Genomic DNA, 21336 nt, shown 5'->3' with positions numbered 1-21336 from the left:
GGCCTCGACCAGCGAGACGGAGAGCGAGACAGGCCGAGCATGCACGTGGAGTTGCGGGGGATCGAGAAGCGCTTCCCAGGGGTCGTCGCCAACCACGACGTCGACCTCACCATCCGGCCCGGAGCCGTTCACGCCCTGATCGGGGAGAACGGGGCGGGGAAATCGACCCTCATGAAGATCCTCTACGGCGTGCAGGCGCCCGACGGGGGCACGATCGTCGTCGACGGTGAGGAGCGCCGTTTCGCCTCTCCCACCGATGCGATCGACATCGGCATCGGCATGGTCTTCCAACACTTCATGCTCGCCGACAACCTCACGGTGCTGGAGAACGTGGTCCTCGGGGCCGAGAAGCTCCACGGTATCGGGGAGAAGGCCAGGTCCCAGGTCCGGGAGATCTGCGAGGCGTACGGCTTCGATCTCGATCCCGATGCGCTCGTCGCGACCCTGGGCGTCGCGGCCCGTCAGCGGGTCGAGATCCTCAAGGTGCTCTACCGCGGAGCGACGCTCATCATCCTCGACGAGCCGACCGCCGTGCTGGTCCCGCAAGAGGTGCAGGCGTTGTTCGCCAACCTCCGCGACCTCGTCGCGAGCGGCCGTTCGGTCCTCTTCATCTCGCACAAGCTCGACGAAGTGCTCGAGATCGCCGACGACATCACGGTCATGCGCCGCGGCACCACCGTCGGTACGGCCGACCCCCGCACCGCCACCAAGCAGGAGCTCGCCGAGCTCATGGTGGGGGCCGAACTTCCTAGTCCCGAGCTCGGCGAGGACACCGTCACGGACGTCCCGATCTTGACCTTGAGCGGCATCGGACTCACCAGCGACACCGGCCGTCGACTGCTCGACGACGTCGATCTCACGGTTCATCGCGGCGAGATCGTGGGGATCGCCGGCGTGGAAGGCAACGGCCAGACCGAACTCGTCGAGGTCATCATGGGGATGCGGCGCGCCACGAGCGGCGCGATCACGCTCGCCGAGGAGGACATCACACGGCTCTCCACGCGTAAGGTCCGTGAACGAGGCGTCGGTTTCATCCCCGAGGACCGACACCGGCACGGAGTGGTCCTCGACTTCCCGTTGTGGGAGAACCGGATCCTCGGACATCAGACGACGCGCCGGGTCACCCGCGGCCCGCTCCTCAACCCGGGCGGGGCTCGTGCGGACGCCGAACGGATCATCGCCGACTACGACGTGCGGACCCCGTCGGTCCACACCTCAGCGCGTGCGCTCTCGGGCGGGAATCAGCAGAAGTTCATCGTGGGGCGGGAGATGAGCGGCGAACCGGTGCTGCTGCTCGCCTCCCATCCCACCCGCGGCGTCGATGTCGGCGCGCAGGCGGCCATCTGGGATCACATCCGCCGCGCCCGTCACGACGGGCTCGGGGTGCTCCTGATCTCCGCGGACCTCGACGAACTCATCGGGCTCTCGGACCGGCTCGAGGTCATCTTGCGTGGCCGCATCACGGCTCACTTCGACCCCGACCACGTGACCGCGCAAGAACTCGGCACGGCGATGACAGGAGGCGCCGCGTGAGCGGGCAGCAGAACGGGCAGGTGACGCGTCGGGTCACGCAGGCCATCACGTACTCGATCCTGCCGACGATCGTCGCGATCGTGGCGGCCCTCGTCGCCACGAGCGTCGTGGTGTGGGCGACCGGCGCGCCCATCGGCGGGTTCGTCGACACGATGCTGTCGGTCCCGAGCAATCGCGACACCATCATCATCGTCAACCAGGCCTCGATGATCGCGCTGTCGGCCTTCGCCGCGGCCATCTGTTTTCGTATGGGCTTGTTCAACATCGGCGTGGAAGGCCAGTACATCGTCGGGGCGTGCGCCGGCGCCTTCTTCGCCGGGTCGGGGATCGTGCCCGGACCGCTGAACATCCTCGCCACGCTCATCGTCGCGATGCTCGCCGGCATCGTGTGGGCGATGATCGCCGCCGTCCTCAACGTCACCCGTGGCGTCAGCGAGGTCATCTCCGCGATCATGCTCAACTACGTCGCGCTCACGCTGGCGGGCTATCTGGTCAAGACCTACGGTGAGCGCAGCGGCTACACGTTCACGACTCCCAAGATCCCGCCGTCGAGCCAGCCGCTCGGTTTCGGTCTCTTCGCCGACGCGCCGGACGTCTGGGCGCTCGCGATCCTGGCCGTCATCGTCGGCATCGGGTACTCGTTCCTGCTCGGCTGGACCCGGTTCGGCTTCGATCTGCGCACGACGGGGGAGTCGCGGACGGCGGCGCTCGCCAACGGCATCGATCCGCGGCGCATGGTGCTGATCGTCATGGCGATCTCCGGAGCGATCGCCGGACTGGTGTGGATGCCGAGCTTCTTCGGCAGCACGCACACCTTCGGCATTCCGGAGTACTTCCAGCGTGGTCTCGGGTTCACCGGCCTCGCGGTGGCCCTCCTCGGGCGGAACACGTCGCTCGGGATCGGCTTCGGATCGCTGCTCTTCGCCTTCCTGGCGACGCAGTCCAACCGCCTCCAGAGCGTCGGAGTGGCGCGAGACGTCGTGGAGATCACGCAAGGCATCGTCGTCCTCATGGTCGTCATCGCCTTCGAGATCGCCCGGCGGATCAAGGTGCGGCGCGAGCAGGAGCGGGTCGCCCGAGAACTCGAGCCCGCGACGACGACAGGAGCTTCGGCATGACGATCCTCGCTTCAGCTCCCCCCGCGGTCCGCCAGTACCGCCACCTCACGTTGCTCCTCGCTCTTGCCGCGGTCGTGACCGTCTCTCTCGTCCGCGTGTTCACCGACGAGAGTCGGATGACGACACCCGGAACGTTGCGACTCGCGCTGATCGCGGCGTGTCCGATTCTGCTCGCCGGTCTCGGCGGCCTGTGGGCCGAGCGGGCGGGCGTGGTCAACATCGGACTCGAGGGGCAGATGCTGCTGGGCACCTGGGGTGCGGCGTTCTTCGCCTACCATTTCGGCGCGTGGGCGGGGGTCCTCGGCGCGCTGCTGATGGGAGCGCTCGGCGGACTGCTGCACGCGGTCGCCACCATCACCTTCGGCGTCGACCACATCATCTCCGGCGTGGCGATCAACATCGCGGGGCTGGGCGCCGTGGGGTATCTCGCCCAGACCTTCTTCACCGACCTCGACGGCGGCGGTCCGCGCAATCTCTCCGGGTACGCCGTACCGGCGCAGATCACTATCCCTGGCATCTCCGACGCCGCGCTATGGGTGTCGGACCAGCGCTGGTTCCTCGTCTCCGACATCGCGGCGGCGGTGGCGGGTGTCACGACGCGTCTCTCGCTGCTCACGATCCTCGCCGTCGCTCTCGTGGCGTTGACCGCGTGGGTGCTCTGGCGTACCCCGTTCGGCCTTCGCCTGCGTTCGTGCGGTGAGAACCCCCAGGCGGCCGAGACACTCGGTGTCAACGTCTACCGCTACAAGTACATCGCCGTGCTCATCTCCGGCGCGTTCGCCGGACTCGGCGGGGCCTACCTCGCCATGGTGGCCTCGTCGTCCTTCACCACGGGCCAGACGAATGGTCGCGGCTACATCGGTCTGGCTTCGATGATCTTCGGCAACTGGAACCCCACGGGGGTGCTGGCCAGTTCGCTCATGTTCGGTTACGCCGACGGGGTGAGCTTGCTGTCCGACAACGGTCCGCTCGTGCACGCGCTGCTGCTGCTCTTGTCGCTGATCCTGCTCGGTTACGCGGCCGTGAAGTACCTGGGCGGCGAACGGGTGACGGGTATCGTCGTCGCGCTCATCGCCGTCGCGCTGCTGGTCTGGTACCTCGCAGTGGATTCGGTGCCGGCCGACTTCACCGGCATGACGCCCTATCTGTTGACGTTGTTCGTCCTCGCGGTCGCATCACAGCGACTACGCATGCCGGCGGCGAGCGGCAAACCCTACCGAAGGGGGCAGGCAGGATGAGCGCAGGTTTCGGCTTCACCCCGGCTGACGGCCCGGTGGACTGGGACGCACTGCGCCGCTACGCCACAGAGGTCATGCAGCGCGCGTACGCCCCCTACTCGGAGTACAAGGTCGGCGCGGCCGGACTGGTCGCCGACGGGCGGGTGGTGCTCGGCTGCAACGTCGAGAACGCGGCGTACGGCGTCGCGTTGTGCGCCGAGTGCGGGATGGTCTCCGCCCTGCACTCGACCGGTGGTGGTCGGTTGCGCGCGGTCGTGTGCGTGGACGGCAAGGGCGAGCCGGTCATGCCGTGTGGACGTTGCCGTCAGCTCCTGTGGGAGCACGGGGGTGCGGAGTGCGAACTGCTCACCGCACGGGGTCCGGTGTCGATGGCCGAGGTGCTTCCCGACGCCTTCGACGTGACAGACTTGCGGCAGTGAACACCCTGCTCGACACCACCGATCCGCAGTTCCTCGCCGACCCGTATCCGGTCCTCGCGGCGTTGCGTGCGCAGGCGCCGATGGTGTGGCACGAACCGTGGGGTCTGTGGCTCGCGACGACTCACGCGTCGGTGAGCGCGGTCCTGCGCGACCGCCGGTTCGGCCGCCTCTGGTCCGACCACGAGCCGGTCGAGCAGATGGCCCCCTTCAACGCCCTGCACCGTCACCAGATGATGGAGAACGAGCCGCCGGCGCACACGCGCCTGCGACGGCTCGTCGCCGGTGCGTTCGGCCGAGGTCACGTCGAACGCATGCGTCCCCGGATCGCCGAACTCGCCGCGGACATGCTCGACGGCGCCGGGGCCGTGGGCGAGCAGCTGCAGTCGGGCGCTTCGGTCGACATCCTGGCCGACTACGCGGAGCCGATGCCGGTCTTCGTGATCGCCGACCTGCTCGGCGTGCCGCGGCGCGATCACCACGATCTGCGGCGTTGGTCCCAGGCCATCGTGCGGATGTACGAGCCTGACGTGGACGAGTCCACCCGCAAGGCGTCGGTCGCCGCGAGCGAGGACTTCTCCGCCTACGTACGCGAGGTGGTGACCCATCGCCGCGACCACCCCGGAGACGATCTCATCACCGACCTCATCGCCGAGCGTGACGGCGGAACCCGCCTGTCCGAGGACGAGCTCGTGGCGTCGGTCGTGCTCCTGCTCAACGCCGGGCACGAGGCGTCCGTGAACGTGTTCGGCAACGGCATGCATGCCCTCCTGGCCGACCGGGCGCAGCTGGCCCGGGTGACCAGCGGCGAGGTCACCGTCGAGACGGCGCTGGAGGAGCTCATCCGCTATGACGCGCCGCTCCAGCTCTTCGAGCGCACCGCCACCGAGGACGTCGAGGTCGCCGGAGTGACCGTACGCCGCGGGCAGAAGGTCGCCTGCCTGATGGGGTCGGCCAACCGCGACGGCGAGACCTTCGAGGATCCGGACCGGTTCGACGTCGCGCGCGACCCCAACCCCCACGTGGGGTTCGGCATGGGGCTGCACTTCTGCCTGGGAGCGCCGCTGGCGCGGCTCGAGCTCCAGATCAGCATCGCCGAGCTGCTCGCGCGCTTCCCGGACCTGGCCCTCGCGGGCGACGCACCTCGCCGGCCCACCTGGGTGCTGCGCGGTTACGAGAGCATCCCCGTCACAGCGAAGGAGTCCCGCTCATGAGCATCGAGCCGTTCGCCGCCACCGACGTCATCGCGGCCAAGCGCGACCGCAAGACGCTCACCGACGAGCAGATCGACTGGGTCGTCGACGCCTACACGCGCGGGGTGGTGGCCGACGAGCAGATGTCGGCGCTCGCGATGGCGATCTTCCTCAACGGGATGAGCCGCGCGGAGATCGCCCGCTGGACGGCCGCGATGATCGCCTCGGGCGAGCGCATGGACTTCTCCTCGCTCTCGCGGCCCACGGCCGACAAGCACTCCACCGGAGGCGTGGGCGACAAGATCACCCTGCCGCTGGCCCCGCTCGTGGCGGCGTGCGGTGTCGCGGTGCCGCAGCTGTCCGGCCGCGGTCTCGGGCACACCGGCGGCACGCTCGACAAGCTCGAGTCCATTCCGGGCTGGCGGGCGGCGCTGACCAACGAGGAGATGCTGCAGCAGCTCGACGACGTCGCGGCGGTGATCTGCGCGGCCGGCTCCGGCCTGGCTCCCGCAGACAAGAAGCTGTACGCCCTGCGCGACGTGACGGGCACCGTCGAGTGCATCCCGCTCATCGCGAGCTCGATCATGAGCAAGAAGATCGCCGAGGGCACCGGCGCGCTGGTGCTCGACGTGAAGACCGGCTCGGGTGCCTTCATGAAGGCGGAGTCCGACGCGCGTGAACTCGCCGAGACGATGGTGGCCCTCGGCACCGACGCCGGCGTCCACACGGTCGCGCTGCTGACCGAGATGGGCACCCCGCTGGGCCTGACCGTCGGCAACGCTCTCGAAGTGCGCGAATCCGTCGAGGTCCTGGCCGGAGGCGGCCCCGCCGACGTCGTCGAGCTCACGCTCGCCCTGGCCCGCGAGATGCTGACCGCGGCGGGCCGCGGCGACGTCGATCCTGCCGACGCGTTGGCTGACGGTCGCGCCATGGACGTGTGGCGGCGCATGATCCGGGCCCAGGACGGCGACCCCGACGCGCCGCTGCCGGTGGCTCCCGCGACCGAGACCATCACCGCCGCCGACAGCGGAGTCCTGCAGCGCCTCGATGCGCTGTCGGTCGGTGTCGCAGCTTGGCGCCTCGGTGCCGGTCGCAGCCGACCGGGGGAGTCCGTGCAGGCGACAGCCGGCGTCGAACTGCACGCCAAGCCTGGTGACCGTGTGACCGCCGGACAGCCGCTGCTGACGTTGCACACCGAGACGCCTGAGCGCTTCGGATGGGCTCGCGAGGCCCTCGACGGCGCGTGGGAGATCGCCGATGCTGAGTGTGACCTGCGTCGCGTCGTCATCGACCGGATTGGTTAGGGTCGGCTCATGCGTGTGCTGAACAACCGCCAGGAGATTGCCGACGCCGCAGGCACCGAACTGGGGGTGAGCGCGTGGATCACCATCGAGCAGGAACGCATCGACCTCTTCGCCGACGCCACGGGCGACCGGCAGTGGATCCACATCGATCCCGAGCGCGCGGTCGACGGGCCGTTCGGCGCCACCGTCGCACACGGCTACCTCACGTTGTCCATGCTGCCGTTCCTCGGCGCCCAGGTGTACGCCTTCGCCGGCGACGTCGCCCGGGTCAACTACGGGCTCAACACGGTGCGCTTCGTGGCGCCGGTGCGGGTCAACTCGCGGATTCGCGACCGTGTCAAGGTGCTGGAGGTCCGCGACATCGCCAAGGGGCAGCAGGTGACGCTCCAGCACACCGTCGAGATCGAGGGCGGCGACCGTCCGGCGTGCGTTGCCGAGGCGGTCGTGCTGCTGATGGACAACGGAGGAGCCACGTCATGACCCGCGCCACGCACGAGCAGATCGCCCGTTGCCCCAAGGTGGCGTTGCACGAGCACCTCGACGGCGGCGTGCGCCCGAGCACGGTCGCGGACATCGCTCAGCAGATCGGTCACGAGCTTCCCGCCTCGCCGGACGATCTGGGGGAGTGGTTCGCCGTCGCCTCCAACTCGGGCTCGCTCGAGCGCTATCTGGAGACCTTCGCGCACACCGTCGCCGTGATGCAGCGGCCCGAGGACCTCCGGCGGGTGGCCCGCGAGGCGGTGGAGGATCTCGCGGCCGACGGGGTGGTCTACGCCGAGCTGCGCTGGGCGCCGGAGCAGCATCAGCAGGCCGGACTCAGCTTGACCGAGGCCGTCGACGCCGTCCAGGCGGGCATCGACGACGGCGTGGCGGCGGTGCGAGCGTCGGGTACGCCCATGGTGGTCGGACAGCTGCTGACTGCGATGCGCCATGCGTCACGCGGTCTGGAGATCGCGAAGATCGTCGTGGACTACCGCGACCGCGGGGTCTTCGGTTTCGACATCGCCGGAGCCGAGGACGGGTTCCCGCCGATCCTGCACCTCGAGGCGTTCGAATATCTGCGCCGCGAGAACGCGCACTTCACGATCCACGCGGGGGAGGCCTTCGGGCTGCCGTCGATCTGGCAGGCGGTGCAGCGTTGCGGGGCCGACCGGCTGGGGCACGGTGTGCGCATCGTCGACGACATCGAAGCCGGCGCGGAGCGGCCGCACCTCGGCCGGCTGGCCGCGTACATCCGGGACCGGCGCATCCCGCTCGAGATGTGCCCGTCGTCGAATGTCCAGACCGGAGCCGCCGCGTCGGTGGCTGAGCATCCGATCGCGATGCTCGCCGAGCTGGGCTTCCGAGTGACCATCAACTCCGACAACCGGCTCATGAGCCAGACCTCGATCGGACGCGAGATGCGCCTGCTGACGGACGCCTTCGGGTACTCGTTGGGCGACCTGCGGTGGTTCACCGTCAACGCGATGAAGAGCGCGTTCCTGCCCTTCGACGAGCGGCTGTCGCTGATCAACGACGCCATCAAGCCGGCCTACGCGGCCCTCGAGGCGACCGCCTGAGCCCTCCTCAGCGGGCAGGCTCCTGCGGTGCAAGGCGGGCGTAGGCACGTCGCGGACTCATCGGCTCGCAGCCCGCGGCGACCGCCCGGGCCACGACCTCACCCTCGGCGCCGAGGAGCTGCCATCCGCGCCGGATCAACACGCTCGGCGGTTTACGGGCCTCCCGCAGGTCGCGCGCCAGCCGGAGCGCGAAGGTCAGCAGACGCGGACGGACGAGGCAGATCGCGTCGCCGAGCACACCGGCGTCCCGGCAGGCGCCGACGATGTTGGGCGCGAACAGACCTTCGGCGATAAACCGCTGGCCCGGGACGCTCACGCGGCGCATCCCCGTGCGCCGGCTCAGCCCGAGGTCGTAGACGGGGACGTCTGCCTCGCCTTCGGCGCACAAGGCCACGATGGCCTCGAGAGCGGCCGGAGCATCCCAGCTGCGGACGTCGTCCCAGTCGGGGATGCCCAGGGGGCTCATCGGCAGATCGGGGTCGTGACCTTCCCGGTAGAAGTCGTCGAGCCGGAGGACCGGCCAAGCGAGGCGGCGCGCGAGGTGCGACTTGCCTGCTCCGGAGGGCCCGGCGACGATGACGACGCGGGTCGGCGTCAGCACGTCGCGAAGGCGTGATCGACGGTGTCCAGGAACGCTCCTTGCCCGGCACCCGTGGGGTGTACGCGGTCAGCGCCCGTGAGGTCCTGTCGGCTGGAGGCGAGCGTGTTCCAGTCCGCCAGATGCACGTGGGGGTGAGCATCGGCCACCGCCCGGACGGCGGCGAGCGCCTGTTCCGACCACGAACGCCCGGGGACGTACGGAGCGACGAGCGTGACCTGGCGGCCGGCGAGATCCCTGGACACGAGCGCATCGAGATCGGCTTGATCGATGGCCCCGTTGGTACCCGTCGCGATGAGGACCCCGCGGCGCACCTGACCTGCGGCAGTGGCGTCGCGGACCGCCCGGGCGACGTCCTGGTACTGCCACCCGACGGTGGCGACGGCCGCCGATTCGGGGCGTCGCTGCATGAGCTGGGGCGCGATGGCGACCGTGACCGAATCCCCGAACGCGCTCACCGGCTCACCGGCGGGAACGGGCTCGCAGCCGGGCGGCTCGGGTTCGGGCGTCGCCTTGTCTGCCGTCGGAGCGTCCTTGGGCTCAGGCGACCTCGCGTCGTCGAGGTTCTCCATCGACGCGGAGACCGCCCGCTGCCCTTCACGGAGGGTGGAGGCGATCCGAGATTCCTCGGGCGCGGTCCACACGGCGAACAGTGCCGTCACCAAGGTCACGCACGCCGCCGTGGCGATCGCCCGTGAACGCCGCGGGCGGTAGCCCTTCGTGCTGAGCGACTCCGTCCAGCGGCGGAAGGTGCAGCCGATCCCGTCGCGGCGCATGGGGAGTTCGATGAACCGGTAGGACGCCGCCGCAGCGAGCACCGCGAGGAGGACCGCGCCCCAGGCCGCGAGCCGGACATGCTCTGCGGGAGTCAGCCGGGTCGCGATGACGATGAGCGGCCAGTGCCACAGGTATAGCCCGTACGAACGCTCGCCGAGCCACCGCAGCGGCGCCGCAGCCAGCACGCGAGCGAGTACGGTGCCGTTGGCGGCGGCAGGAACGATCGCCGCCGCGGCGACGTTGGCCGCCACCAAGCCGCCGAGATAGGTGATCTGCGAATCCCACGGCACGAACGCCGCGTAGCCACCGAGAGCGATGAGCCCGCACACGCCCCCCACCGCCATCCGTTTCGTGTCGCCCGCGGTGGCCGCGACGTCGTCGCGCAGCAGGTGGGGGCGGCCGCCGAGGGCGAGCGTCGCGCCGAGCAGCAGACCGAAGGCATGGCTGTCGAGGCCCAGGTACGCGCGCGTGGGATCGGCGGTGAGATACCAGACCGCGAGCAGGGCTGCCGAGGTGACGACGAGGAGAACCGTCGCCACCCGGGTGAGGCGCCGACCTCCCAGCGTCATGAGCACCACGAACACGAGCGGCCACGCGAGGTAGAACTGCTCCTCGATCGCCAGCGACCACAGATGGTTCAGCACCGGGGGGAGGCCTTCGTCCGCGTAGGACCACCCCTCGTGGATCTGCACCCAATTGCTGGTCCAAGTCAGCGCGCCGATCACCTGACTGCGCAAACCGGCCGCCGTCTCGTGGCCCACCACGAGAGTGAGCGCCGCGGTCGCACCGACCATCGTCGCGAGAGCAGGAGCGAGACGGCGCAACCGCCGGATCCAGAAGGCTCGAAGCCGGACCCGGCCGTCGCGGTGCAGTTCGCGCAGCAGCAGTGCCGTGATGAGGAACCCGCTGAGCACGAAGAAGACGTCGACGCCGACGAAACCTCCCGGCACCCACTCGGGAGCGGCGTGGTAGCCGATGACCAGGAGCACGGCCACGGCGCGAAGACCGTCGAGAGACGCGAGCCGGGCCGGAGCAACGGAGGAGGACGACCGTTCCGGAGGCGTCTGCGCCTCGAAACGATCACCGAGGGTAGTGCTCACGCCGACGCCTCCACAGGCCGGTGGGACCGGCGGCAGGGGAGGGAGACGTGCCACGGCATGGCTCCTATGGAAACACGCGCGACCACATCGGCAGTGCCCGACCCGCCGGTCCGCCTGGCCAGGACGCCTAGACTCGATCTCCATGAGCAGCTTGCCGACCGTCGCGGAGATCGCCGGGCAGATCGATCACGCCATCTTGAAGCCCGAACTCACCCGTGCGGCCGTGGACGAGGACCTCGCGCTCGCCCGCGAGTACGGGATCTTCAGCGTCTGCGTGCGTCCCAGCGACATCGCCCACGCGGTCGCCTCGCTCGACGGCTCGGGCGTCGCCGTGGGCACCGTCATCGGCTTCCCGCACGGCACCACGTCCACCCAGGCGAAGGTCGCTGAGGCGCGTCAGGCGCTCGCCGACGGCGCCGCCGAGCTCGACATGGTGCTCAACATCGGTCGACTGCGCAGCGGACTGCTCGACGACGTCGAGGACGACATCCGGGCGGTGGTCGAAGCGACCGGCGACCATGTCGTGAAGGTCATCCTCGAGACGGCTCTGCTCACGGATGAGGAGAAGGTCGCCGCGTGCCAGGCCGCGGAGCGTGCCGGTGCCGACTTCGTCAAGACGTCGACCGGTTTCGCCGGGGGCGGCGCGACGCTGGACGACGTGGTGCTCATGCGAGCGACCGTGAGCGACCGCGTGCAGGTCAAGGCGTCCGGCGGTGTGCGCGGGCTCGACACGCTGCTGCAGATGCGCGAGGCCGGCGTCACGCGCTTCGGGACGAGCGCCACACGGGTGATCCTCGACGATCTGCGTGACCGCCTCGCCGGCGGCACCGGCACGGGTGGCGAGGACGCGTCCTCGTACTGATCTGGTGCGGTGGGGTTCGCCCACCGTTGACAGCGCGTTCACCCTCAGGTGATGGTGTCAGGGCGGAAGACCGCTACACCACACATATCGGGGGAATGCATCGATGGTTGCTGTGCCGCGCCGTGTCCTCACGGCCTCGCTGGGCTCGCTCCTCGCCACCGGATCGCTCACGGCCCTGGCCGCGGCACCGGCACACGCGCAGGATGTGACACTGACGCTGCTGAGCGTCAACGACTTCCACGGCCGGATCGACGCGAACACCGTCAAGGTCGCAGGGACGATCGAGCAGTTGCGTGCCGAAGGCGGTGAGGAGAGCACCGTCGTCCTCTCCAACGGCGACAACATCGGCGCCTCGCTGTTCGCGTCCGCCGTCGCCGACGACATCCCGACGCTCGACGTGCTCAACGCGCTCGAACTCGACGCGAGCGCCGTCGGCAATCACGAGTTCGACCGGGGCGCCGAGGATCTGGTCACGCGTGTCGGCGACGCAGCCGACTTCCCGTACCTCGCCGCCAACGTGCTCGGTCCCGACGGCGAACCGATCCTGCCGGCCTACGAGATCGTCGAGGCCGCCGGCATGGAGGTCGCGGTCGTCGGTGCCGTGACCGAGGAGACTCCGTCCCTGGTGAGTCCCGGAGGCGTCGAAGGACTGACCTTCGCGGACCCGACCGCCGCGGTCAACGAGACCGTTGAAGAACTGCAGGCCCTGCCAGCACCACCCGACGTCATCGTGGCACAGATCCACGAAGGCGCTCCCGACGGCGGAGCCACCTACGAGGAGGCCGTGGCCAGCAGCCCGGCCTTCCGGGAGATCGCCGAGGGCATCTCGCCGGAGGTCGACGCGATCTTCACCGGCCACACGCATCAGGAGTACGCGTGGGACGCACCGGTCCCCGGCTCTCCGGGCGAGACGCGGCCCATCGTCCAGACCGGCAGTTACGGCGCGAACATCGGCGAGGTCACGTTGACCGTCGACGAGGCGACCGGTGACGTGACGGCCTCCACGGCGCGGAACGTCCCGCGGACCACGACCGACGACGCCACCCTCGTCGACCAGTTCCCCCGCGTGGGCGAGGTGCAAGCGATCGTTCAGGCGGCGCTCGAGCACGCCGACATCATCGGGCGCGAGGTCAAGGGCACCCAGACCGCGGACATCACCCGCGCGTTCAACGGGACGACCGAGGACCGTGGCGCCGAGTCGACTCTCGGCGGAGTGGTGGCCGATGCCCTGCTGTCGCGCGTGGCGCAGACCCAGGCCGGCGCCGATCTCGGCCTCGTCAACCCCGGTGGCCTGCGCGCCGACCTGCTCTACGCGCCGACGGGGCAGGAACAGCCCGGTGAGATCACCTACGCGGAGGCGAACGCCGTCCTCCCGTTCGTCAACAACGTCAGCTCCGTCGCGGTCACCGGCGACACGCTGAAGCGCATCTTCGAACAGCAGTGGCAGCGCGACGCCGCGGGCAACGTGCCCAGCCGCGCCTACCTCCAGCTCGGCGTCTCGGACAACGTGTCGTACACGTTCGACTCGACCCGTCCCGAGGGGGACCGGATCACCGGGGTGTGGATCGACGGCGAACCGCTCGACCCGCAGCGCACCTACCGCGTCGCGACGTTCTCCTTCCTCGCGCAGGGTGGCGACAACTTCCACGCCTTCGCCGAGGGTACGAACACCGACACTGGTCTCGTCGACTACGAAGCGTGGATCGACTACCTCGAGAACAACCAGCCGATCAGCCCCGACTTCGCCCGCCGTTCGGTCGAGGTGCAGGGGCTGCAGCCCGAGTACGCGGCCGGCGACACGGTGTCGTTCACGCTGCCGCGGCTCGACCTCACCTCGCTGGGCAGCCCTGCCAACACCGACGTCACGGTCGAGGCGGTGGCAGAAGGCGGCGACCCGGTCGAGCTCGGCTCCTTCCCGGTGAGCGGCGGAGCCGCCCGAGTGGAGGCCACGCTTCCTGCCGGCCTTTCCGGCGAGGTGCGATTCCGTGCCACCGCGCAGCCGACAGGGACGACGGTCGCCACACCCAGCGTCACCGTGACAGAACCGGAGCAGCCGGTCGCCGGACTCCAGGCGACGGCCAAGCCGTCGCAGTACCCGGCTCCGGTTCGCATTCAGGTGACGGCGGCACGCGACGCGCGGGGTGTCATCACGATCTCGAAGAACGGTCTGCCGGTCGGCGCCGGTTACCTCAAGAACGGTCGCGCCACCGCCCTGACCCTTCCCTTCGTTCTCCGCCCGGGCACGCACGAACTGACGGTGACCCACTGGGGCGACCGTCGGTACGAGCGCAGCTCCGTGCCGGTCACCGTCGAGATCAAGCGATAAGCGGGGACCTGGAATGAAGACCCTGACCCGCATCGCCGGCGCGCTCGCGCTCGGGGCCGGCCTTCTCGTCGCGCCGACGGCCGCCGGGGCGGCCCCCGAGGGTGATGACCTCGTCATCGCCGAGGCCTATCTGAACGGCGGGAGTGCGGGCGCCGCGTTCTCGCACAAGTTCGTGGAGATCGCCAACCCCACCGACGAGGCCATCAGCGTCGCCGGGTGGTCGGTGCAGTATCGCTCCGCGACCAGCTCCAACGCCTTCAGCGGGGTGATCCCGCTCGGTGATCACACCATCCCTGCTGGCGGCCGCCTGCTCGTCGGAGGCAACAGCAACGGCACCGCGGGCGCCTCGCTGCCCGAACCCGACGTCACGAGCGGCATCGCGTTCTCCGGGAGCGCCGGCGGAACACTCGCGCTGGCGCGCACCACGCAGCCGCTGTCCGGCGACCGGGACGGCGTGCTGTCGCACCCGCAACTCGTCGATCTCCTCGGGTACGGGTCATCGAGCACGTACGAGGGCGCGGGACAGGCCGCGGGCTACTCGAGGACCACGGCGCTGACGCGCGACGACGCCCTCACCGACACCGACGACAACCGTGCCGACTTCACCGCGGCGTCACCCACGCCAGAAGCGTGCGGCGTGGCGTGCGACGGCGGGGAGACGCCGGAACCGGAGGAGCCCGAGGTCGTCGACATCGCGGACATTCAGGGGACAGGCGACGAGAGCCCCCTGCTGAACCACCGAGTGACCACGCGCGGTGTCGTGACCGCGGCCTACCCGACCGGTGGCTTCAACGGGATCTACCTGCAGACGCCCGGAAGCGGCGGCGATGTGGACCTGGAGGTCCACGAGGCGTCTCAAGGCGTGTTCGTGTACTCCGCCGAACTCGCCCGGTCCGTCCACGAGGGTGATCACCTCGAGCTGACCGGGCGGGTGGGGGAGTACTACGGCCTCACCCAGATCGTCCCGGATGCGGGCGCCTGGACGGTCCTCGACGAACCGGTCGCGGCGGTCAAGCCGGCCGTCGTCGAGTTCCCGCTCAGTGAGGCTGAACGCGAGTCACTCGAAGGCATGCTGCTGGCCCCGGCGAACGACTTCACGGTCACCAACAACTACACCACGCACCAGTACGGCGAGATCGGTCTTGCGGCCGGGGAGGAACCGCTGCGCCAGCCGACGGATGTCGCTCGACCGCGCACGCCGGAGTACGACGCCGTCGTGGCCGAGAACGCCAGTCGAGCGGTGACGGTCGACGACGCTGCCACCATCAACTTCCTCAACGGGGCGAACCGTGAGATCCCCGTGCCGTGGCTGACGCCCGAGAACGAGGTGCGCGTCGGTGCGGCCGTGCAGATCGAGGAGCCGATGATCCTCGATTTCCGCAACGACACGTGGAAGCTCCAGCCGACCGCACACGTGCAGGCCGGGGACGCTGAGCCGCTGCGGATCGAGGACGACACGCGTCCCGAGCGCCCGGCGGACGTCGGCGGAGACGTCCGCCTCGCCACCTTCAACGTGCTCAACTACTTCACCACGGTCGGTGAGGACTACGAGGCGAACGGCCTCGGCTCGTGCACGTACTACACGGATCGGGCGGGTGATCCGATCACCGTCAATCGCTGCAGCAACGAGGGGCCGCGTGGCGCCGCTGACGCCGAGAACCTGCAGCGGCAGCAGGACAAGATCGTCGCGGCCATCTCGCAGCTCGGAGCTGACGTGGTCTCGTTGGAGGAGATCGAGAATTCGGCCGCCTTCGGCATCGACCGGGACACCGCCTTGCGGGCGCTGGTCGCCGCGCTGAACGAGCACGCCGGACGCGAGGAGTGGGCGGCGGTCGCCTCCCCGGCGGCGGTCCCCGAGGCGGAGGACGTCATCCGCACGGCGTTCATCTACCGCCCCGACGCGGTGGCACCGGTGGGGGAGTCGGTCATCCTCGACGATCCGGCGTTCGACAACGCGCGCGATCCGTTGTCGCAGGAGTTCCGGCCCGTGGGCAGCGGCGAGCAGGACGACTTCCTGGTCATCGTCAACCACTTCAAGTCCAAGGGCTCCGGTGAGGGTGAGGACGCCGACCAGGGCGACGGCCAGGGGGCGTCGAACGCCTCGCGAGTCCGCCAGGCCGCGGCGCTCGTGGCGTTCGCCCAGTCCGAGCAGGACCGCGCGGACACCGACCGGGTGTTCCTCACCGGAGACTTCAACGCCTACAGCCAGGAGGACCCTGTCCAGGTCTTCGCGGAGGCTGGGTACGTGAACGTGCCGGCGCAGTTCACCGACGCACCCACCTACCAGTTCGACGGTCAGATGGGTTCGCTCGATCACGTCTTCGCCTCCCCGTCGGCCTTCGAGCAGGTGACAGGTTCGGACATCTGGGCGATCAACGCCGAGGAGTCCATCGCCCGCGAGTACAGCCGGTACAACCAGAACGTCACCCAGCTGTACGACCGGACGCCGTACCGGGCCAGCGACCACAATCCGGCGATCATCGGTATCGCCGCCGAGGAGGCCGAGCCGCAACTCGACCTGCGCGGCACCGCGGAGCCGGTGCGCTGGCCCCGAGGCCCGAAGATCGACGTCTCGGCCCACCCCGAGGCGTCGGGAACGGTCATCGTGCGGGCAGGCTGGATTCCGCTGGGCATCGGGCGGTTGCACCACGGTGAGGCACGCGCGTCCGTGCTGCCGCTGGTGCTGGGACCCGGCACGCATCGCCTGTCGCTGAGTTATGTCGGAGACGGTCAATTCCCTGCGACGACAGTGCCCGTCGACGTCACGGTCACGCGCCGCTGAGTTCGACCCCCACCCCGTGTGGAGCCCTGGGAGCGGTTTGCTAGAGTGGTGGATCGCACCAAGGGTTCCTCGCGGGGCCCACTGTCCGGGTGGCGGAATAGGTAGACGCGCTAGCTTGAGGTGCTAGTGCCCGGTTACGGGCATGGGGGTTCAAGTCCCCCCTCGGACACAGCACATGAGACCGTCCGGCCTTCGGGTCGGACGGTCTTCGTCGTTCAGCTGGCTCTTCACGCTCGGGGCGAGCGAGGGTGCGCCGGTCAGCGTGTTCAGGCGCTGCGAGGGTGAACTTGCGGGTGAAGTCGTCGGCGCTCCGTCCGGCACTGTCGCGCCCCTTTGTTCCTTTGGTTTCAGCGAGAAATAACTGTCTGCGGGTTGAATTCACCCCTTCGGGCCCTCTCTCGATTCAGGTTACAATGCCTGGGTTTTCCATCGTGGATGGAACGGAAAGGGACACATGAACAAGACAGGTAAAGGCCTCATGGCCGCCGCGGCGGGCGCGCTGCTCATCGGCGGCGCCGGCACGCTGGCCTACTGGACTGCCGAGGCCGATGTCGACGGAGGATCGATCACGGCGGGCAGCCTCACGCTGACCTCGAACGATGACTGCAGCGGCTGGCTGTACGCCGACGGGTCCGCCTCGGCCGGGAGCCCGGTGACGGCGTTCGTGCCCGGCGACGTCGTGACGGCCACCTGCAGTTTCACGGTCGGCGCCGAGGGTGACAACCTGGCGGCGACGGTCGACGCACCGGACACGCTGACGTTCACCAGCACCCCGGCGGGAACGACCTTCACGGCCGACGTCGACGCGAGCTACACGCTCGACGGCGCCGCGCTGGCCGACGGCGCCACCATCACCGACGTGAACGACGGCCAAGTGTTGTCGGCCACCTTCGAGGTCGCGATCCCCTTCGGTGACACGACGGCGGTCAACACGAACGACATGCAGGGCATCACCGCGACGCTGGACTCGCTGACGGTGACGCTCACGCAGGCCGACCCCAACCCCTGAGATGCGTCACGTCCGGCCCCGGCGCCGGAGCGCGGCCCGCTTGGTCGGCCACGCCGCTGCGTGGGGCGTCATCGTCGCAGTGACAGCAGCGATCGTGGTCGCCGTGGCCGTGCCGCGGCTGGCTGGCGCCACGCCTTACGCGGTGCTGAGCGGCTCCATGACGCCGACCTACGGCGTCGGCGCGCTCGTGGTCGCTCGAGACGTGGATCCGGCGACCCTCGGTGTGGGAGACGTGGTGACCTACCAGTTGCGCTCGGGCGAACCGCAGACCGCGACGCACCGGGTCGTGGCCGTCCACCAGCAACTCGACGGCGAACGCGAGTTCATCACGCAGGGCGACGCGAACCCGGCAGCCGATCCGCTGCCCGTCCGCCCGGTCCAGATCCGCGGAGAGGTGTGGTACTCCGTGCCCTACCTCGGCTACGTCCACACGTGGCTCGAGCCGGCCCAGCGAGGGCTTGCCGTCGCGGGCGTCGCGTCGGCGCTGTTCGGGTATGCCGCGGTCATGCTGGCTGGCGCGGCACGCGACCGGCTCCGTGGGCGAAAGCTGGCGACATGAGGTCGCTGGCGATGATCGCGGCGCTCGTCCTGATCGCACAGCCGGCTGCGGGCGTGACGGCGCCGGAGGTGCGACTGGTGCCCGGAGAGCGGTACACCGCCGCGGTGCCGTTGGACGCACTCTTCCACGGTGATCGCCGATGGGTTCCGGGTGAGGACCGGAGCGCAGTGCTTTCGGTCCGCAACGACGGCGACACCAGTGCATCCGCCGTCTGGGTCGCGCTGGAGGACGCCGGAGACCCGGATGCACTGCTCGCCGACGAGGACGTGCGGCTGGACGTCCGCGTCGACACGGGGGAGTGGCGTCGACTGCCGACCGATGGCGCGCGTGCTGTCGTGCCCGACGCCGACATCGCTGCGGGCGCCGCGGCCACGGTGACGCTGCGCGCGACGTTCGAGGCGACAGCCGGCAACAGCACGCAGCGCTCGACGCTCGATCTTCCGCTGCTGGTGGGGATGAGCGGGCAGCAGGACGGTGCGGTTCAGGCGCCGGACGGCCTTCCGGCGACGGGCTCGATGCTCGGGCCCGCCGCGATCCTGATCGGCCTGGTGGTGACGTTGGTCGGAACAACGGTGCGACGTGCGTCGCGAAGGAGAGTGGCATGAGCAAGCACCGAGCACGCCGGTCGGGCCTGCTGCGCGCCGTGCTGAGCCTCGGCCTCCTTCTCGGGCTCGGAGTCAGCGGCACCATGGCGTACTGGACCGATCAGGCGACGGTGGCCACCGGGCAGCTGGCTGCGGGGCGCCTCGACCTCACGCTCAACGGACAGCTGGCCGGACCTGGCGGCACGACCGCTGACACGGCGTTCACCGTCGGTGACCTCGTGCCGGGCGAGAGCTTCGCTCGTGCCATCACGGTCGGGAACGCGGGCACCGTCCCGCTGGACTACACCGCCGTCGCCCACACGAACGGAGCGCTCGGACCCGGGCTGCGGTGGAGTGTCGTCGCCGGTGGCACCGCCACCAACTCCGGGTCCTCCACGAACGGCAATCGGACCGGCACCTGCACGGGCGGCACGCTCACCTTCAGCGCGCCCACCCCGGTCGTCCCCGCGCGACGGCCGCTGGCCGCGGGTGCGAGTGAGACCCTCTGCATCACGGTGACCTTGGACCGATCGGCCACGTCCTCGCTGCAGGGCGCGACGGCGACGGCGTCGTTCGTGGTCAACGGCGTCCAGCGAGGTGCCCCGTGAGTCGGCTGCGCCTCCTCGTCCTCAACGCCGGAGCGCTTCTCGGGGGCCTGTGCCTGCTGGCCGTCGTCGCACTCTGGATGACCGGAAGCCGCCCGTTGGTCGTGCAGTCCGATTCCATGGCGCCGGAGATCGCCGCCGGCGACCTGCTGCTGACCCGCTCCGTCGAGGCGGCGGACCTCGAAGTCGGCGACGTCGTGAGCGTCGTCGACGAGGCCGGCGTCCGCGTCACGCACCGCATCGTGGAGCTGTCCGGCGACGGTGCCGAGCGGCTCGTTCGACTGCGCGGTGATGCGAACGCTGTGACCGACCCTGAGGCGTACACGCTGGGCACGGCCGAACGCGTGGCGTGGGTGCTCCCAGGAGTCGGGCGGGTGGCTGCGTTCGTCGACAGCACGCCAGGCCGATCGGTCGCCGTCGGCCTCGTCGCGCTGTGCTGGCTCGCGGTGGCGTTGCCACGGCGCACTCCTGCACATGCTCGCCGTGCTCGCCGACGTGGTGTCGCTCCCGTGCTCGTCGGCGCCGCGCTCGTACTTCCGGTGGTGCTTCCCGCGTCGCAGGCGTGGGCGATCTTCGACGACGCGGGCACCGTCACCACAGGCGAACTGGGGGCGCACCGCGTCGTCCCCCAGCCTCAGCCCACCTGCGACAACGAGGGGGGACTGCTCGGCATCGGCGAGTATGCGCGCCTGAGCTGGACGCATGCGGATCCGCGCTACGACTACCGCTGGGAGATGCACCACACGTCCTCCGGGCGAGTGGTGCGTTCCGAATCGGTTCAGCCGGGGCCTGGCGGCTCGGGCGTGCTGGAGATCCGAACCTCCGTACTCGACCTCGGCCTCGGCGTGACGACGTATGACGTGGTGATCCATGCTCGTCTGCGCGCGGCGCCCACGTGGGAGGCCGCCGGGACCACGACGCGCGTGCGGACGACGGCTGTGCTCCTCGGCCTGGGTGTGCGGTGCGCCTGAACCAGGTCAGTCGAGCTCGTCGCCCCGCTCCCCGCGTCGCGCATCCGTCTGTGTAGGGTGAGGGAACCGTCGCGCGAAGGTTGTGACCGGCATTGCAGGCCGAACGACTGCACCGGTACCCGACCGCCTGGTGCCTGACTCCGGAAGGTGGGTCGGCGCCATTGATTCGCCGCGTCACGAGTGCGATGGTTTGAGCAGAGACAAAAGCCGGCGCCGAACGCGTGCCTGCAAGGTGTGAGGGAGTGGTGACATGCGCGACCTCGATCGCGAACGGCTGGCATTCGAGATGTCCCTGGTGATGATGAAGAAGCTCGGCTGCGAGATGTACCTCACCGCCGGCGTGGGCCTCATGGTGTGCCTCGAGCATCCCGACGCACCCGAGCATGAGCAGCAGGCCGAGGGTGTCTGCGCCTTCGCTCGGCATCAGGTCGACGCGGTGCTGCGCATCCACGATGCAGGCAAGCTGCCCGCCTACGTGGAGGCGCTTGACGAATACGCCGGGATGCTCACGGCCGTGGCGGGAACCGCCTGACGCGACGCGTCAGCGCGGCGGATCCAGATCGCGCCGCGTACGTCCTGCCATGAGCAGCGAGAGCAGCAAGCCGAGGACTCCCACGGCCATGAGGATGTAGCCGGTCGTCACCAGATCGATGCCGTTGATGGCGTCTTGCACCGCGAACGCGAGAATGGCGCCGAGTGCGAGCAGAAACAGCGAGCCTCCGATATACATACTGCGACAGTGGCAGGGTTCGGCACGGCCCGCATCTCGAATGGACCTTCGCCGCCCGGAGGCGTTGGTCGC

The 21336-nt window shown here is 69.7% G+C and carries 20 protein-coding genes and 1 tRNA gene; 18 read left to right on the top strand and 3 right to left on the bottom strand.

Features of this window, described 5'->3' with window-relative positions; all coding sequences use genetic code 11:
- Positions 1 to 39 precede the first annotated feature (39 nt).
- The 8 genes from EHW97_RS09285 to EHW97_RS09250 are packed head-to-tail and all read left to right on the top strand — an operon-like array spanning position 40 to position 8361.
- Positions 40 to 1533: an ABC transporter ATP-binding protein gene (locus tag EHW97_RS09285; RefSeq protein WP_124236888.1), complete on the top strand. Its 1494-nt coding sequence runs from the start codon at positions 40 to 42 to the stop codon at positions 1531 to 1533.
- The gene (locus tag EHW97_RS09280) at positions 1530 to 2651 is read left to right on the top strand and encodes an ABC transporter permease (RefSeq protein ID WP_243696373.1); all 1122 of its coding nucleotides are present in this window, start codon (positions 1530 to 1532) and stop codon (positions 2649 to 2651) included. The genes EHW97_RS09285 and EHW97_RS09280 overlap by 4 nt, the downstream gene beginning before the upstream one ends.
- Positions 2648 to 3889, top strand: a complete 1242-nt coding sequence (locus tag EHW97_RS09275) for an ABC transporter permease (protein ID WP_124236887.1) — start codon at positions 2648 to 2650, stop codon at positions 3887 to 3889. The genes EHW97_RS09280 and EHW97_RS09275 overlap by 4 nt, the downstream gene beginning before the upstream one ends.
- Positions 3886 to 4308, top strand: coding sequence for a cytidine deaminase (locus EHW97_RS09270; RefSeq protein ID WP_124236886.1), 423 nt, complete (start codon positions 3886 to 3888; stop codon positions 4306 to 4308). Before EHW97_RS09275 ends, EHW97_RS09270 begins: the two co-directional genes overlap by 4 nt.
- A complete protein-coding gene (locus tag EHW97_RS09265; RefSeq protein WP_243696372.1) occupies positions 4305 to 5519 on the top strand; it encodes a cytochrome P450 in 1215 nt (404 codons plus the stop codon). The genes EHW97_RS09270 and EHW97_RS09265 overlap by 4 nt, the downstream gene beginning before the upstream one ends.
- A complete protein-coding gene (locus EHW97_RS09260) occupies positions 5516 to 6802 on the top strand; it encodes a thymidine phosphorylase (protein ID WP_124236885.1) in 1287 nt (428 codons plus the stop codon). Before EHW97_RS09265 ends, EHW97_RS09260 begins: the two co-directional genes overlap by 4 nt.
- 9 nt (positions 6803 to 6811) lie before the next feature.
- On the top strand, positions 6812 to 7282 hold the full coding sequence (locus tag EHW97_RS09255; RefSeq protein ID WP_124236884.1) for a MaoC family dehydratase: 471 nt from the start codon (positions 6812 to 6814) through the stop codon (positions 7280 to 7282).
- On the top strand, positions 7279 to 8361 hold the full coding sequence (locus EHW97_RS09250; RefSeq protein ID WP_124236883.1) for an adenosine deaminase: 1083 nt from the start codon (positions 7279 to 7281) through the stop codon (positions 8359 to 8361). Before EHW97_RS09255 ends, EHW97_RS09250 begins: the two co-directional genes overlap by 4 nt.
- A 7-nt stretch (positions 8362 to 8368) precedes the next feature.
- On the opposite strand, the gene EHW97_RS09245 is transcribed toward EHW97_RS09250, so the two are convergent.
- Positions 8369 to 8962 (bottom strand): uridine kinase family protein, encoded by a 594-nt coding sequence (locus EHW97_RS09245; RefSeq protein WP_243696371.1) that lies wholly within the window; start codon positions 8960 to 8962, stop codon positions 8369 to 8371.
- The gene (locus EHW97_RS09240; RefSeq protein ID WP_166367463.1) at positions 8956 to 10836 is read right to left on the bottom strand and encodes an acyltransferase family protein; all 1881 of its coding nucleotides are present in this window, start codon (positions 10834 to 10836) and stop codon (positions 8956 to 8958) included. The genes EHW97_RS09245 and EHW97_RS09240 overlap by 7 nt, the downstream gene beginning before the upstream one ends.
- Positions 10837 to 10978: 142 nt before the next feature.
- Here EHW97_RS09240 and deoC point away from each other — a divergent pair, with 142 nt between their 5' ends.
- The 10 genes from deoC to EHW97_RS09190 all read left to right on the top strand — a co-directional run bounded on the left by deoC (position 10979) and on the right by EHW97_RS09190 (position 21066).
- Complete coding sequence (gene deoC / locus EHW97_RS09235) at positions 10979 to 11698, top strand: deoxyribose-phosphate aldolase (protein WP_124236881.1); 720 nt, start codon at positions 10979 to 10981, stop codon at positions 11696 to 11698.
- Between the two features lie 103 nt (positions 11699 to 11801).
- On the top strand, positions 11802 to 14024 hold the full coding sequence (locus EHW97_RS09230; RefSeq protein ID WP_124236880.1) for a bifunctional metallophosphatase/5'-nucleotidase: 2223 nt from the start codon (positions 11802 to 11804) through the stop codon (positions 14022 to 14024).
- Between the two features lie 13 nt (positions 14025 to 14037).
- On the top strand, positions 14038 to 16806 hold the full coding sequence (locus EHW97_RS09225) for an ExeM/NucH family extracellular endonuclease (RefSeq protein WP_124236879.1): 2769 nt from the start codon (positions 14038 to 14040) through the stop codon (positions 16804 to 16806).
- A gap of 83 nt (positions 16807 to 16889) precedes the next feature.
- Positions 16890 to 16975 (top strand) — tRNA-Leu (locus EHW97_RS09220).
- A gap of 285 nt (positions 16976 to 17260) precedes the next feature.
- The gene (locus EHW97_RS09215; RefSeq protein WP_124236878.1) at positions 17261 to 17815 is read left to right on the top strand and encodes an alternate-type signal peptide domain-containing protein; all 555 of its coding nucleotides are present in this window, start codon (positions 17261 to 17263) and stop codon (positions 17813 to 17815) included.
- Between the two features lie 79 nt (positions 17816 to 17894).
- On the top strand, positions 17895 to 18374 hold the full coding sequence (locus EHW97_RS09210; RefSeq protein WP_243696370.1) for a signal peptidase I: 480 nt from the start codon (positions 17895 to 17897) through the stop codon (positions 18372 to 18374).
- Entirely contained in the window at positions 18371 to 18979 is a 609-nt protein-coding gene (locus EHW97_RS09205) for a hypothetical protein (protein WP_124236876.1), read from the top strand. Before EHW97_RS09210 ends, EHW97_RS09205 begins: the two co-directional genes overlap by 4 nt.
- Positions 18976 to 19566 (top strand): TasA family protein, encoded by a 591-nt coding sequence (locus EHW97_RS09200; RefSeq protein WP_124236875.1) that lies wholly within the window; start codon positions 18976 to 18978, stop codon positions 19564 to 19566. Before EHW97_RS09205 ends, EHW97_RS09200 begins: the two co-directional genes overlap by 4 nt.
- Positions 19563 to 20534 carry a signal peptidase I gene (locus tag EHW97_RS09195; protein ID WP_124236874.1) on the top strand — a complete coding sequence of 324 codons (972 nt, stop codon included), beginning with the start codon at positions 19563 to 19565 and terminating at the stop codon, positions 20532 to 20534. Before EHW97_RS09200 ends, EHW97_RS09195 begins: the two co-directional genes overlap by 4 nt.
- Before the next feature lie 250 nt (positions 20535 to 20784).
- Positions 20785 to 21066: a hypothetical protein gene (locus EHW97_RS09190; RefSeq protein WP_124236873.1), complete on the top strand. Its 282-nt coding sequence runs from the start codon at positions 20785 to 20787 to the stop codon at positions 21064 to 21066.
- A gap of 9 nt (positions 21067 to 21075) precedes the next feature.
- On the opposite strand, the gene EHW97_RS09185 is transcribed toward EHW97_RS09190, so the two are convergent.
- On the bottom strand, positions 21076 to 21264 hold the full coding sequence (locus EHW97_RS09185) for a DUF6458 family protein (RefSeq protein ID WP_124236872.1): 189 nt from the start codon (positions 21262 to 21264) through the stop codon (positions 21076 to 21078).
- Positions 21265 to 21336 lie beyond the last annotated feature (72 nt).

Source organism: Aeromicrobium camelliae (assembly GCF_003850045.1).
Taxonomy (GTDB): Bacteria; Actinomycetota; Actinomycetes; order Propionibacteriales; family Nocardioidaceae; genus Aeromicrobium; species Aeromicrobium camelliae.
Note: the sequence above shows the minus strand (reverse complement) of the source record. Positions and strands in the feature narration are given on the sequence as shown.

Coding starts and splice junctions, on each gene's coding strand:
- EHW97_RS09285 (WP_124236888.1), top strand. CDS start 40: ATGCACGTGGAGTTGCGGGGGATCGAGAAGCGCTTCCCAGGGGTCGTC.
- EHW97_RS09275 (WP_124236887.1), top strand. CDS start 2,648: ATGACGATCCTCGCTTCAGCTCCCCCCGCGGTCCGCCAGTACCGCCAC.
- EHW97_RS09270 (WP_124236886.1), top strand. CDS start 3,886: ATGAGCGCAGGTTTCGGCTTCACCCCGGCTGACGGCCCGGTGGACTGG.
- EHW97_RS09260 (WP_124236885.1), top strand. CDS start 5,516: ATGAGCATCGAGCCGTTCGCCGCCACCGACGTCATCGCGGCCAAGCGC.
- EHW97_RS09255 (WP_124236884.1), top strand. CDS start 6,812: ATGCGTGTGCTGAACAACCGCCAGGAGATTGCCGACGCCGCAGGCACC.
- EHW97_RS09250 (WP_124236883.1), top strand. CDS start 7,279: ATGACCCGCGCCACGCACGAGCAGATCGCCCGTTGCCCCAAGGTGGCG.
- deoC (WP_124236881.1), top strand. CDS start 10,979: ATGAGCAGCTTGCCGACCGTCGCGGAGATCGCCGGGCAGATCGATCAC.
- EHW97_RS09230 (WP_124236880.1), top strand. CDS start 11,802: ATGGTTGCTGTGCCGCGCCGTGTCCTCACGGCCTCGCTGGGCTCGCTC.
- EHW97_RS09225 (WP_124236879.1), top strand. CDS start 14,038: ATGAAGACCCTGACCCGCATCGCCGGCGCGCTCGCGCTCGGGGCCGGC.
- EHW97_RS09215 (WP_124236878.1), top strand. CDS start 17,261: ATGAACAAGACAGGTAAAGGCCTCATGGCCGCCGCGGCGGGCGCGCTG.
- EHW97_RS09205 (WP_124236876.1), top strand. CDS start 18,371: ATGAGGTCGCTGGCGATGATCGCGGCGCTCGTCCTGATCGCACAGCCG.
- EHW97_RS09200 (WP_124236875.1), top strand. CDS start 18,976: ATGAGCAAGCACCGAGCACGCCGGTCGGGCCTGCTGCGCGCCGTGCTG.
- EHW97_RS09190 (WP_124236873.1), top strand. CDS start 20,785: ATGCGCGACCTCGATCGCGAACGGCTGGCATTCGAGATGTCCCTGGTG.
- EHW97_RS09185 (WP_124236872.1), bottom strand. CDS start 21,264: ATGTATATCGGAGGCTCGCTGTTTCTGCTCGCACTCGGCGCCATTCTC.